The sequence below is a fragment of the Nocardia australiensis genome, from assembly GCF_020733705.1.
Lineage (GTDB): Bacteria > Actinomycetota > Actinomycetes > Mycobacteriales > Mycobacteriaceae > Nocardia > Nocardia australiensis.
The window spans coordinates 648,303-661,289 of the sequence record NZ_JAJFZM010000002.1 but is presented as its reverse complement, the minus strand read 5'-3'; the positions used below and the strand labels follow the sequence as shown (position 1 = coordinate 661,289).

11 protein-coding genes and 1 pseudogene are annotated in these 12,987 nt (G+C 66.3%); 6 read left to right on the top strand and 6 right to left on the bottom strand.

Translation table 11 applies throughout. The features are described 5' to 3' along the window. Positions 1-437: 437 nt before the first annotated feature. Positions 438-1,025, bottom strand: a complete 588-nt coding sequence (locus LKE06_RS17825) for a TetR/AcrR family transcriptional regulator (RefSeq protein ID WP_228000381.1) — start codon at positions 1,023-1,025, stop codon at positions 438-440. A 157-nt stretch (positions 1,026-1,182) separates the two neighbouring features. Between LKE06_RS17825 and LKE06_RS17820 the strand changes: the two genes are divergently transcribed. Both LKE06_RS17820 and LKE06_RS17815 read left to right on the top strand, forming a co-directional pair. After that, a complete protein-coding gene (locus LKE06_RS17820) occupies positions 1,183-2,232 on the top strand; it encodes an aldo/keto reductase (protein ID WP_228000380.1) in 1,050 nt (349 codons plus the stop codon). A gap of 439 nt (positions 2,233-2,671) precedes the next feature. Then, on the top strand, positions 2,672-3,409 hold the full coding sequence (locus LKE06_RS17815; RefSeq protein WP_228000379.1) for an alpha/beta fold hydrolase: 738 nt from the start codon (positions 2,672-2,674) through the stop codon (positions 3,407-3,409). Between the two features lie 242 nt (positions 3,410-3,651). Here the strand turns inward: LKE06_RS17815 and LKE06_RS17810 are convergent. From LKE06_RS17810 to LKE06_RS17795, 4 genes and pseudogenes are all read right to left on the bottom strand, one after another. After that, positions 3,652-3,830 (bottom strand): annotated as a pseudogene (locus LKE06_RS17810) (ATP-binding cassette domain-containing protein); the annotation flags it as partial. A gap of 36 nt (positions 3,831-3,866) precedes the next feature. Beyond that, complete coding sequence (locus tag LKE06_RS17805; RefSeq protein WP_228000378.1) at positions 3,867-4,808, bottom strand: radical SAM protein; 942 nt, start codon at positions 4,806-4,808, stop codon at positions 3,867-3,869. A 149-nt stretch (positions 4,809-4,957) separates the two neighbouring features. Next, a complete protein-coding gene (gene rpmF, locus LKE06_RS17800; RefSeq protein WP_228000377.1) occupies positions 4,958-5,143 on the bottom strand; it encodes a 50S ribosomal protein L32 in 186 nt (61 codons plus the stop codon). Positions 5,144-5,543: 400 nt separating this feature from the next. Beyond that, positions 5,544-5,777 (bottom strand): hypothetical protein, encoded by a 234-nt coding sequence (locus LKE06_RS17795; RefSeq protein ID WP_228000376.1) that lies wholly within the window; start codon positions 5,775-5,777, stop codon positions 5,544-5,546. A gap of 93 nt (positions 5,778-5,870) precedes the next feature. Here LKE06_RS17795 and betT point away from each other — a divergent pair, with 93 nt between their 5' ends. From betT to LKE06_RS17775, 4 genes are all read left to right on the top strand, one after another. Further along, complete coding sequence (gene betT, locus LKE06_RS17790; protein ID WP_228000375.1) at positions 5,871-8,081, top strand: choline BCCT transporter BetT; 2,211 nt, start codon at positions 5,871-5,873, stop codon at positions 8,079-8,081. Next, complete coding sequence (locus LKE06_RS17785; RefSeq protein ID WP_228000374.1) at positions 8,078-9,592, top strand: aldehyde dehydrogenase family protein; 1,515 nt, start codon at positions 8,078-8,080, stop codon at positions 9,590-9,592. The genes betT and LKE06_RS17785 overlap by 4 nt, the downstream gene beginning before the upstream one ends. After that, on the top strand, positions 9,589-11,139 hold the full coding sequence (locus LKE06_RS17780; RefSeq protein WP_228000373.1) for a GMC family oxidoreductase: 1,551 nt from the start codon (positions 9,589-9,591) through the stop codon (positions 11,137-11,139). Before LKE06_RS17785 ends, LKE06_RS17780 begins: the two co-directional genes overlap by 4 nt. A 192-nt stretch (positions 11,140-11,331) precedes the next feature. After that, positions 11,332-11,691 carry a tyrosine-type recombinase/integrase gene (locus LKE06_RS17775; protein WP_228000372.1) on the top strand — a complete coding sequence of 120 codons (360 nt, stop codon included), beginning with the start codon at positions 11,332-11,334 and terminating at the stop codon, positions 11,689-11,691. A 257-nt stretch (positions 11,692-11,948) separates the two neighbouring features. Here the strand turns inward: LKE06_RS17775 and LKE06_RS17770 are convergent, their stop codons facing one another. Beyond that, positions 11,949-12,788, bottom strand: coding sequence for an alpha/beta fold hydrolase (locus LKE06_RS17770; RefSeq protein WP_228000660.1), 840 nt, complete (start codon positions 12,786-12,788; stop codon positions 11,949-11,951). Between the last annotated feature and the right edge of the window lie 199 nt (positions 12,789-12,987).

The window sequence follows — 12,987 nt, the reverse complement described above, 5'->3', positions numbered from 1 at the left end:
TGATCGGTGCTCATGACCCCCAAGACAACGACTCCGGCTGTTGTAGAGACCGGCAGGTGTCGTGCGCGGCGATCGAAGGCGGAGCGGCAGACGCCACTACGCGACCGCCGAGAAATACTGGAAATTACTGGATAGGGGTGGAAGAGGTGGAGCAACCAGTCGAGCTGAGCGCCCTGCTGCGAGCGGCGCTAGCGGGTACCGCTCGATCAGAGAAGGGCGGTTTACTCGCCTAGTTTTCGGGGTGGCTGTCGCCGCCGAAAGACAAATGTCGTGGCGGACCGCCAGCTGTCTGACCTGGATATTTCTGGTTTGTCTCAGGCCGTGGCGGGCGTTGCCGGTCTCAATTCGGTGGCATTTCCTCATGTTCCGTTTGCGCCAGTCGGATCACCGACCCCGTAGCTGGTACGCCGCTACGTGAGGAACTCGCGGCCGACCTCCTAGTGGTGGCGTAGTCCTGCGATGAGGAGTTCGACCATGCGGCGTGCGTCGTAGCGGGGGGTGTTGCCGGCGCCGATACACAGATTGCCGACGCCACGCATCAGTTCGTAGGCATCCATGTCTGGGCGAATCTCGCCCGCCGTGGCAGCGGCATCAAGCAGTTGGGCGCATACGGGGACGAGGCGGTTGAGGAAGGAGGCGTGCAGCGTCGCGAAGGTGGGATCGTCGGACTGTAATGCCGCGGCGAGGCCGTGTTTGGTGACCAGGAAGTCGACGAAGAGGTTGATCCACTGCGCTAGGGCCGCATGCGGTGTGCTGCTGTTCGCCAGCAGCGTCGGACCGGCCGCGGCGCATGCCTCGACCTGGTGTCGGTACACGGCGACGATGAGATCGGCTCGCGTCGGAAAGTGGCGGTAGATCGTGCCGATACCGACTCCGGCCTCGGCGGCGATGTCGCGCACGGGCGCATCGACGCCGGACGCGACGAAAGCCGCGGCGGCCGCGTCCAGCAGTGTCTGCTGGTTACGCCGGGCGTCGGCCCGTTTTCGCGGGGTCGACGACTCCGATCCGCTGTCGATGTCAGCCACTGCGCCGCTACCTCCATCACTCACCTTGTCAAACGGAGCAATGTTCCGTATGTTTCCTTTCGGAACAAGGTTCCGGTTGTTCAGGATGCCAGAACTGTCGAGCCGAAACCAATTCACGCATCGCGAACTCGCCTTACCACTCATGGAGGAACGCCTCATGCAGTACCGCATCTTGGGCCGTACCGGTGTACAGGTCAGCACCCTCGCGCTCGGCGCGATGAACTTCGGCCGGATCGGGTTCACCACGCAGGACGAGGTCACCGCTATGGTTGACGCCGCCCTGGAGGCCGGGATCAACCTCATCGACACCGCCGACATGTACAGCGGCGGCGAGTCGGAGGAGATGGTCGGCAAGGCTATCGCCGACCGCCGCGACAACATCGTGCTGGCCACGAAGGCGAGCATGCCGATGGGTGAGGAGCGTAACCATCAGGGCAGTTCGCGCCGCTGGTTGGTCGCCGAGTTGGATAACAGCCTGCGGCGACTGGGCGTCGACCACGTTGATCTCTACCAGATCCACCGGTGGGACCCGAATACCAGCGACGAGGAGACACTGTCGGCCCTGACCGACCTGCAGCGCGCCGGAAAGATTCGCTACTTCGGTTCGTCGACATTCCCCGCGTACCGCATCGTGCAGGCCCAGTGGGCTGCTCGAGAACACCACCTGCGCCGTTACGTCACCGAACAGCCCAACTACTCGATCCTGCAGCGCGGCAGCGAAACTCACGTCCTGCCGGTGACCGAGCAGTACGGGCTCGGCGTGCTGGCGTGGAGCCCGTTGGCCTCGGGCTGGCTGTCGGGTGCGATCCGCGAGGGCAGGGAAATCACCACCAGCCGCTCGACGTTCATGCCGCAGCGCTTCGACACCACCATCCCGGCCAACCGGGCCAAAATGGATGCTGTCGAGCAGCTGGCCAAGGTCGCCGACGAGGCCGGTTTGACGATGATCCAGCTCGCGCTCGGTTTCGTGACCGCGCATCCCGCCGTGACCAGCGCGCTCATCGGCCCGCGCACAATGAACCACTTGCGCTCTCAGCTCGCCGCCGCAGACACCGTGCTCTCCGCCGACGTGCTCGACGCACTCGACGCGATCGTCGCTCCCGGCGTCGACCTCGCCCCAGCTGAGAAGCACGACACGCCACCCGCCCTGCTCGACGCGGCACTGCGACGTCGCTCATCGCTGGTCACGTCGGTCGCCGGGCGGTAGGCGGGCAGGTCAGGACCCTCCTGGTCGTCGAACAGTGGGACAAGCGGGTATCCATCAGGACTCCGGGGCTGCAGGGCACTTTCCATGTTGCCGAAGTTGTTGTCGGGTAAGCAAGTTCGGCGGCACTGCGCCGAGCTTGTAGGTCGGTACGTCCCCACACAGTGAATATGCCTGAGGAGACAGACACCGGGGCTTCAAGAAGAATCGAAACGTCTCCAGCACCGGCGCAAGTTGCGATCGCAGGCCTGTCGTCCGCAGCTCGCGTGCAGCCGTGATACCACGGTGACCATCTGTTCAGGCGGAATAGTCGCGGACTGCGGACGCCCCGTGTGACGGGCCGGAGTCTTGGCAAGAGTGAGATCGGCGACGGGCGAGGTGGCGAATTCACGCTGCTTTGAAAGCGCTTCCCGGGTCGGTCCTCGGCACTACTGTGGCGGGCATGACGATTGTCTTCGTGCATGGCAATCCCGAAAGTGATGCCATCTGGGGTCCGCTGCGAGCCGAACTGGGCCGCGACGACACGGTCTGCCTGTCCCCGCCCGGGTTCGGCGCGCCGCTGCCGGACGGGTTCGGCGCCACGGTGCTCGAATACCGCGATTGGCTGGTGGGCGAGTTGGAGGCGATCGGTGAGCCGGTCGACCTGGTCGGTCACGACTGGGGTGGCGGGCATGTGGTCAACGTCGCGATGTATCGGCCGGATCTGCTGCGTAGCTGGGTCAGCGATGTCGTCGGGTTGTTCGACCCGGACTTCGTGTGGCACGACCTCGCTCGGATCTGGCAGACGCCGGTCGAGGGCGAGAAACTCGTCGACGACATGATGAAGGCCCCGCGGGAGACGCGAGTGGAACGCAACGTCCAGCTCGGAATGCCCGCCGATGTTGCCGAGGCGGTTGCCGACGCGCATGGCGACGAGATGGGCCGCGCCATCCTGTCGCTCTATCGCTCGGCCGTCCAGCCCGCCATGGCGGAGCTGGGCAAGAACCTCGAAGACGCCGCCATTCGCCCCGGCCTGCACATCGTTGCCACCGAGGACATCTATGTCGGTGTCGACGATCGGCGTATTCGCGCCGGGGAACGCGCGGGCGCCCGGGTCGCGCGCCTGGAAGGCCTGGGGCACTGGTGGATGCTCCAGGATCCGGCCCGAGGTGCCGCCGTGCTCGCCGACTTCCTCGGGTAGTCGAGCGCAGCCGTGCCACCCCGACGCGGTCCCACCCCTGCCCTTCTCCTGGCGGACGGTCAGTCCGGGGATGAGATCGCGGCGGGGCCGCACGTCGCGAAATACCACCGGGCACCCACAAGCAACCACCGCTCGAGGGACCGGAGAGCGGCCTTTCCGGGGGGCGTTCCCTAACACTGGGTTCCGGCGCGGTATCGAAATACCCTGCTGTGCAGCCTATTACCGAATACTGTTCAGGGCGGCCCCGATGCGGGATACAGCAGGCCGGCGATCAGCCGTGGCGGGGTGGACTTGCCGGCGCCGTTGCGGCCGACGAGTCCGGTGCGGCCGTGAAGGTGCCGCTGACGCAGTCGAGCGCAACAGTACCGTCAGGCCATTCGAAGGTGAGATCTCTGAGAGGGACGACGGAGGTCGTGGACATGGGTGGGGTTCTCCTTCAACCGCTCGCGGCGAACGGTCAATGTAGTGCGATGGGTTCTGTGTTGTCGGCGCCTGGTTCGAGATAACGGGCGTGCAGTTGTCCGCACGCCGCATCGATAGCGGTACCGAGTTGACGGCGCCTGGTTGCCTGAATTCCCTTGGTGCGCAGTCCCTGTACGAATTCGTCGACCCGTCGGCAGGAGGGCGCTCGGTAGGTCGGGTCTGCTCCGGTCGCCTCGTTGTAGCGGATAACGCTGACGTGGAACAACTCCGGTCGGGACCGCTCCCGCACTAGCATGGCGAGGGCGTCGAGGTGTTCCTCGCTGTCATTGACGCCGGCGATGAGCAGGTAGGCGAGATAGATCTTCCTGCGGCTGGCGACCGCATATCGGTCGAGGATGCTCAGGTTCTCCGCTAGCGGGTATCGGTCCTCGAGGGGAATGATCTGGGCACGTTGATCAGGGAACGGTGAGTGCACCGACAATGTGATCGTCACTTGCGGGTGCTCGTCGACCAATCGGGCGAGGTTCGGGGCGAATCCAACCGTGGACACGGTCAGTCGCCGCGGAGACAAACCTGCGTAGTCGGCGTCGGTGAGCAAGGTAACCGCTTCGAAGATGGCGGGGTTCGCAAGTGCCTCACCCATACCCATGAATGCGACGCTCGCTGGCCGCGGGAGGCCGGCGCGAGTCCAGTGCGGATGCATCACCTGGGCAGCAATCTCGTCGACGGTGAGGTTGCGAACAAGCCCCGCTGCTCCGCTCGCACAGAATGTGCAACCCAGACCGCATCCGGCCTGCGACGAAATACACAACGAATCCCACCCTTCGCGGTAGTGCGACACGACAGTTTCTATGCGAGCACCAGATTCGGAGGCAAAGAGCACCTTCTCGACGTGGTCGTCATGCTGTACGGCGACCACGGTAAGGGGGTGCAAGTGCTCACCAAACCGCTCGGACAATTCACTCCGAAGCCCCATCGGGAGCGTGTGAACGTCGGCGAACGTCTCCGCGGTCGATCCCCTCCAAGCCGAGATCAACTGTTGGAAACGGAACTCCGGCTCTCCGATCTCAGCGAGGTGGTCACGAATCCTCCGCCACCGACTGCGCGATCTCACTACGGCGGCACTCACGTGTCACCGTTCCTCACGGGCAAGATCTGGCGACCCTGGTAGAAGCCGCAGTGCGCGCACACCCGATGCGGCAGTGTGGCTTTTCCACACGCCGGATTAGTGCAGGTCGTGAGCACGGGGACAGGCGCCTTCCACTGTGCGCGGCGATGACGGGTACGTGAGCGAGAGGTGCGATGCTGCATGTGACGGCCTTTCGTGACGGGTTGCTGATCAGCAATGCTGAAAGAAGCGATCGATCACAGGCAGTCGTGGAGCAGAGGAAGGAGATGCTCGATTCCCAAGTGCCGACAGGCATCCCAGACGGGTCAGCCTAGGCTGGAATGGCCGGGCGGACCGGGACAGCTGACATCGCTCTGCGCGCAGAACGCAACCGGTGATCGGTGTGGCGCGAACGTGCCGGGGTGGGCTCAGTCAGAAGGAACAGCAAGATCGCACAGATGTGCGCAAGGCTGCAACCTTCGACGAAACGGGCGAGGTCATTCACCGGGGCACAATCCGTGCCCAATTCGGTAAAGGCCACCGGCAGTTCGGTGGCTAGATTCTGTCGACCTCGATGTCCATGAAAATCAGCTTATCAACCCATCACATCGCCGACCTCGACCACCTCGAACCGAATGGATTGGATGCCCAAACCACCTGAAGAGCAACATCTTTGGCATGATGACCAGCCAGTTGGGCATTGCACTGCTCGTCAGAGAGGACGTCGTCGAGTAGGGCGTCGACTTCGGCGATGAAGTCCGCGGCGACCTCGAGCTCATAGTCCCGAACGGTCGTGAGCGCCGGGGACGGCAACCGCACCGCGAACACCTGTCCCACACCACACTCCGGTCTGCTTATCCGTATTTTCCGAGCCCGACATGCGTGTCGGACGCGGCCGCTGTTCAGCGAGCCCGGGCTACCGTTCGTTGCATGAGTCGTGTCGGCAATCCCCGGGACAACGAGCACGGCGACCCTGAACCGAACAAAGACTCCGCAACGGGGAACAGGAACGGCGGCCACGGGGGAACGGCCGCGATCGATCCGGCTGACCCCGCACCGGACCACGGATCGCTCAACAAGCCGGTGTTTCTCGCCGCCGCTGGGATCGTTCTCGCGTTCGCTGTCTGGGCACTCGCCGCGCCTACGAGCGCCGAGGCCGCCCTGGGCGGGATCAAGACCTTCATCTCCACCTGGTTCGGCTGGTGGTATCTGCTGCTCGCGACGGTCATCGTCGGCATCGTGGTGTTCATCGGCGCCAGCAGGTACGGCCGGTACCGGCTGGGGCCGGAGGAGTCCCGGCCGGAGTACAGCCTCTTCACGTGGACGGCGATGCTCTTCGCCGCCGGTATCGGCATCGACCTGATGTTCTTCTCGGTTGCCGAACCCGTCTACAACTACCTCAACCCGCCCACCGGTGCGGCCCAGACCAACGACGCGGCCCGCGCGGCGACCACGTGGACGATCTTCCACTACGGCATCAGCGGCTGGGCGATGTACGCGCTCATGGGCGGCGCGCTCGCCTACTTCGCATTCCGGCACAATCTGCCGCTCACGATCCGGGCGGCGCTGTACCCGATCGTGGGCACGCGGGTGCACGGCCGGTGGGGCGATGTCATCGATGTCGCCGCGGTGCTCGGCACCATTTTCGGAGTTGCCACGTCTCTCGGTATCGGCATCGTGCAGCTCAATTACGGCCTGCACGAGATGTTCGGCCTGCCCCAGGGCAAGACCGTCCAGGTCGGGCTCATCGTGCTGTCTGTCGCTGTCACGACGATCTCGGCGATGTCCAGCATCAACCAGGGTCTGCGGCGGCTGGCGGAGCTCAATGTCGTCCTGGCGATCGCGCTGCTGGTCTACATTCTCGTGGCTGGTCGCACAGCCTTCCTGCTGAACGGGCTCGTGCAGAACGCGGGCGACTACGCCTCGACTTTCCTCGGCCGCACTCTCGACACCTTCGCCTGGGACCGCCATCCGGAGACACCGAACCAGCCGTCCGCGTGGCTGGATTCCTGGACGCTGTTCTTCTGGGCGTGGTGGGTGGCGTGGGCGCCGTTCGTCGGCCTTTTCCTCGCGCGCATCTCCCGCGGACGCACCCTGCGGCAGTTCATCTTCGGCGTGCTAGTGGTGCCGTTCAGTTTCATCCTGATGTGGATCTCGATCTTCGCCAACAGCGCGCTGGAGGTCGCTCGCGAGGACCAGGAATTCGGCGAGATGACGGCCGCGCATGCCGAGGTCGGTTTCTACTCGCTGCTCGAGCGGTATCCCGGTGCGCCGCTGCTGCTGGGCGTCGCGACCATCACCGGCCTGCTGTTCTACGTGACCAGCGCCGATTCGGGCTCGCTCGTCATGGGCAACTTCACCTCGAAGCTCCCCCACCCGATGGCCGACTGCGCGCGCGGCACGCGCATCTTCTGGGCGGTGGCGATCGGGCTGCTCACCCTGTCGATGCTGTTCGCCGGAGCCGGAGGGTCCATCAAGACCCTGCAGCACGCGACCATCATCATGGGGCTGCCGTTCTCGTTCGTGCTCGCGGGAATCGGTATCGCGCTGCTACGGGCGGTGCGCAACGAGTCCTACAAGCTCGACAGCTACCGGACGGCGCTGCCGAAGGCCATAGCGGCCGGGCGCGGGCCGTCCGGACAGGTCGGCTGGCGCCGTCGGCTGCTCGCCACCGTCCACTACCCCGGACCGGCGGCGACGCGGAAATTCCTCGCCAACACCGTCGTACCGGCGATGCGTGAGGTAGCCGCCGAATTCTCCCGCGTGGGCGTCACCGCGACCGTCGACGAGTCCGGCCACAGCGAGCACCTGCCGTCTCCACGCCTGATCGTCGACCAGGCGAACGATCCGCCGTTCGAGTATCGTGTATGGCCCGTGTCGACGCCGACACCCACCTACGCGGTGCTCGCGCAGCGCTCCGATGATCGCTACTTTCGCTGCGAGGTGTGCCTTGCGGAGGGTTCGCAGGGCTATTCGCTCAACGGCTACACCCGCGAGCAAGTCATCGGCGACATACTCGACCAGTACGAACGTCATCTCGGCTACCTGTACCTGCGGCACTCGGCGACCGAACACCACGAGTCGAAACCGGACGGTGACGACATCACCGACAGCGATACTGAAGGGACACCCACCGCATGAGTGACACGCTGTACATCGACGGCGCCTGGCGCGCCGCGGCGTCCGGTGCGACCCGCGAAATTCGTTGCCCTGCAGACAATTCCGTTGTCGGCATCGTCGCCGAGGCGGATGCTGCCGATACCGAGGCAGCCATCGCCGCCGCCCGGCGGGCCTTCGATGGCGGCCGATGGCGGCAGACCGCGGCCGCGGAGCGCGGCGATCTGCTGCTGCGGATCGCCGCCGCGATCGACTCCCGTCGCGACGAATTCGTCCGCGCCGAGACCCTCGACACCGGAAAGCGGCCCTACGAGTCGGACATCGACATGTCCGATATCGCGAACTGCTTCCGGTACTTCGGCAAACTGGCCGCCGAGGACGCGGGCCGCGTGGTCGACGCAGGCTCGCCCGAGATCGACTCCCGGATCGTCTACGAGCCGGTGGGCGTCTGCGGGCTCATCACGCCGTGGAACTACCCGCTGCTGCAGGCGGCGTGGAAGGTCGCACCGGCACTGGCCGCAGGCAACACCTTCGTCCTCAAACCGGCGGAGCTCACGCCGCACACGTCGATCCTGCTGCTGCGGGTGCTGCACGACCTCGGTGTGCCACCGGGCGTGGCCAACCTCGTCCTCGGCGCGGGGGCGGCCGCGGGCGCGCCGCTGTCGGCGCATCCGGACGTCGACCTCGTCTCCTTCACCGGCGGACTGGTCACCGGCAGGATCATCGCCCGCGAGGCGGCGGCGACAGTGAAGAAGGTGGCGCTCGAGCTGGGCGGCAAGAATCCGAATGTGGTCTTCGCCGATGCCTGCGATACCGGCGAGCGGCTGGCCGCAGCCGTCGACAATGCTCTCAACGCGGCATTCCTGCATTCCGGCCAGGTGTGCTCGGCGGGCGCTCGGCTGATCATCGAGGCGTCGGCGCACGATCGTTTCGTCGAGGAGCTGGTGCGGCGCGCCGGGCAGATCCGGCTCGGGCTACCGTTCGCCGAGGGCACCGAGACCGGGCCGCTCATCTCCGCCGCCCACCGCGACAAGGTGCACGCCTATGTCGAGCAGGCCCGCGCGGACGGCGCCGTCATCCGCACCGGCGGCGCGTTTGCCACCGGCGACCACGGCTCCGGCGGCCTCGACGACGGCTGGTTCTATCTGCCGACCGTCATCGACGGCGCGACGCGCGACATGGCGTGCGTACACGACGAGGGGTTCGGGCCGACCGTCACGGTCGAGACGTTCACCACCGAGGACGAGGCCGTCGCCATCGCCAACGACACCGAGTACGGTCTCGCCGGCGCGGTGTGGTCGTCGGATGCCGCACGGGCCCGCCGCATCGCCGCCCGGCTGCGGCACGGCACCGTGTGGGTCAACGACTTCGGGCCGTACCTGCCGCAGGCGGAGTGGGGCGGGTATCGCCGCTCGGGCATCGGCCGCGAGCTGGGGCCGTCGGGCCTGCACGAGTATCGCGAGGCCAAGCACGTCTACGAGAACCTCCGACCGGGTGTCACCGGCTGGTTCGCCGACCGAAAGGGGCAGCAGTGACCGAGTACGACTACGTGATCGTCGGTGGTGGCTCGGCGGGTGCGGCCGTCGCGGCGCGGTTGTCGGAGGACCCTTCGGTGACGGTGTGCCTGCTCGAGGCGGGGCCGTCCGATGTCGGCGACGACGCCGTTCTGCGGCTCGACCGGTGGATGGAGCTGCTCGAGTCGGGCTACGACTGGGACTATCCGATCGAGCCGCAGGAGAACGGCAACTCGTTCATGCGGCACGCCCGCGCGAAGGTGCTCGGCGGCTGCTCGTCACACAACAGCTGCATCGCATTCTGGGCACCGCGCGAGGATCTCGATTCCTGGGAGCGCGACCACGGCTGCACCGGTTGGGGGGCGGACTCGGTGTATCGGCTGTATCCGAGGATCGAGACCAACGACGCGCCCGGCGACCATCACGGCCGCAGCGGTCCGGTCCACATCATGACGGTGCCGCCGAACGACCCGTGCGGTGTCGCGGTACTCGACGCCTGCGAGGCCGTCGGCATTCCACGCGTCGAATTCAACTCCGGGCGAACAGTTATCAACGGCGCCAACTTCTTTCAGATCAACTCCCGTGCCGACGGCACCCGATCGTCGTCGTCGGTGAGCTACCTGCACCCGAACTTCGACCGGCCGAACCTCGCCGTCCGGACCGGCTCGTGGGCGAAGAAGGTCGTCGTCGAGAACGGGCGTGCGGTCGGCATAGACATCACCGACAACGCATTCGGCCGCACCACCCGCATATCGGCCGGTCGTGAGGTCATCGTCTCCGCCGGTGCCATCGACAGCCCCAAGCTGCTCATGCTCTCCGGCATCGGTCCGTCGGATCACCTGCGCGAGAACGGAATCGACGTTCTCGTCGACTCCCCCGGGGTCGGCGCCCATCTGCAGGACCATCCGGAGGGCGTCATCGGTTTCGAGACGACGCGGCCGATGGTGCGCAGCTCGACGCAATGGTGGGAGGCGGGCATCTTCACCACGACCGTCGACGGCCTCGACCGACCGGACCTGATGATGCATTACGGCAGTGTGCCGTTCGACATGCACACGCTGCGGCAGGGCTACCCGACTGCCGAGAACACCTTCTGCCTCACCCCGAACGTCACCCACGCCCGCTCCCGCGGGACCGTCCGGCTGCGCTCGCGCGACTTCCGCGACAAGCCCCGCGTCGACCCGCGCTACTTCACCGATCCCGAGGGCCACGATCTGCGCGTGATGATCGCCGGCCTCCGCAGGGCACGCGACATCGCTTCGGCCGCACCGTTGTCGGACTGGGTGGCACGCGAACTGTATCCGGGCCCCGATACACAGTCCGATGTGGAACTGGCCGATTACATTCGCCGCACGCACAACACCGTCTACCACCCGGCAGGCTCGGTGCGCATGGGCGCCGACGACGACCCGATGAGCCCGCTGGACCCGCAGCTACGGGTGAAGGGCATCGACGGTCTCCGCGTAGCCGACGCCTCGGTGTTTCCCGCGCACACGACGGTGAACCCGAACATCACCGTCATGCTCGTCGGCGAGCGCTGCGCCGAACTCCTCACCGCCGCACGGTAGTCGCCCGGTTCGGCCGGCATCCCGGATCCCGGTCACCGCCCTACGGTGAGCAGCTCGTCGGCGTAATTCGCAAGGGCACCAACGAATTGCAGTGGTTGCCCGCATCGCCGGACGCGTTCGTCTGGCTGCGGCTTTACCAGAGTGAGCTGCCGTCGGAGCCGGCCCGGACCGAACAAGCCGCTTTGGTGGACGTTGCGACGGCCCTGGCGGGCACTCAGCTACGAGGCGATGCGCGCGGTCCTTCGCCGGGCGAACACCGTGCTGGCGACGAACTGGACACTGCACGACCTGCGGCACACCGCCGCGTTGCGGATGGCCGACGATCCGGACATGCCGCTGGTGGACATCCAGACCCTTCTCGGACACCCGCATCTGAGCACGACCGAGCGCTATCTGCGCCTGCGCCTGGAGCAGGTCCGGCAACACCACCAACGGCAGACTGAGCGCCCGCGCGGGCGACCGGCGCGTCCGCCATCGGCTACGACTCGGCGGATCTACAAGAGTTGTTCGGCTGGCAGCCGGGCTTTCGATGACCACAGCACCCGCCCCTGAGAAACCGGGCATACATTCGTCACTGCCCACACCCTGCCCGACACCCGCGAAGTTGTTCCGCTGCTTCCAGATCGCCCCTTCCAAGCTTGACCAGCATTCGCCCAATTGGTGGTAGTTCCGGACATTCCGCCGACACCATCGGCCCGAGATGATCTTGGGCCGCTGACCTTCCAGGAAGCCACGTGGCCGCTTCGAACCGCGCGGGTCGCGGCATTATGGTGCGTTCCGCCGGCCCAGGATGCCTCCCAGCCGGGCGGTTACAGGGCGAGCATGGCGGCAGCGACCTGGTCGGCCGCGGCGCGACGCAGGGCGGTACCCATGTCGTCGAGGACGAGCAGTCGCGCCCCAGGGATTTCGGCGGCCAGGACCTCACCATTGCCGACCGGGAAAAACGGATCGGCGCGACCGTGCACCACGAGCGTGGGCACGTCGAACTCACCGAGCCGGCCCCGCCAGCGCGGAGCGCAGTCGATCCGGGAGAACACCATCCCGAGCTGATTCGCCTGGTGCACCGCGGGATCGCTTGACGGCGTCCGGTCCCAGATTCGGGCCGCCGTCGCCCGCGCCTGCTGCGGATCGTTGCCCATCGGCTCGGCTCCCGAGGCGGCGAATGCCGCGACAGCGTCCCGGTCGGTCCAGTCCGGCAGCGGGCGGGAGAACAGCGCAGCCATGACCGCGGGGTCGTGGTCGGGCAGGTCCTCGTCGACCGGGCCCGGCGCCACCGGCCGAGTGCCGACGAGGGTCAGTGCGGAGAACACGTCCGGGTGGTCCAGCGCGGCGACCTGAGCGATCATCCCACCGACGCCGACTCCACCGAGATGGGCGGTGCCGGCGCCGAGCACCTCGACCAGCGCGGCCGCGTCGGCGGCGAGATCCCGCAGGTCGTAGGCCGGATTCTCCGGGTCGAGGGTCGTCGACGCGCCGGAGTCGCGCAGGTCGTAGCGGACCACACGCCGCCCGCCCGACGCGAGCCGCTCGCACAGCGCGTCGGGCCAGGACAACATCGTTGTGCCGCCGACCAGCAAGACCAGCGGATCGTCCTCACGGCCGAAGCTCTCGATGCCGAGATCCACACCGTTCGCCCGTACCGAGGTCATGCCAAATCGAAATGGTCTCGTCATGCCTGAACTCCTGTCTGTCGGTATACCCAGAGGTATCGACGACAGATTCACCCGAAAGTCATCGGTGTTGCCGAGATCGTGGACACTCTCCCGCAGTCGCCCCGAACTTGGCATGAGCGTGCGTTCGTCCGGCGTCGGATGGACACGGCCAGTTGGTTCAGATGTCCTTCAGCAG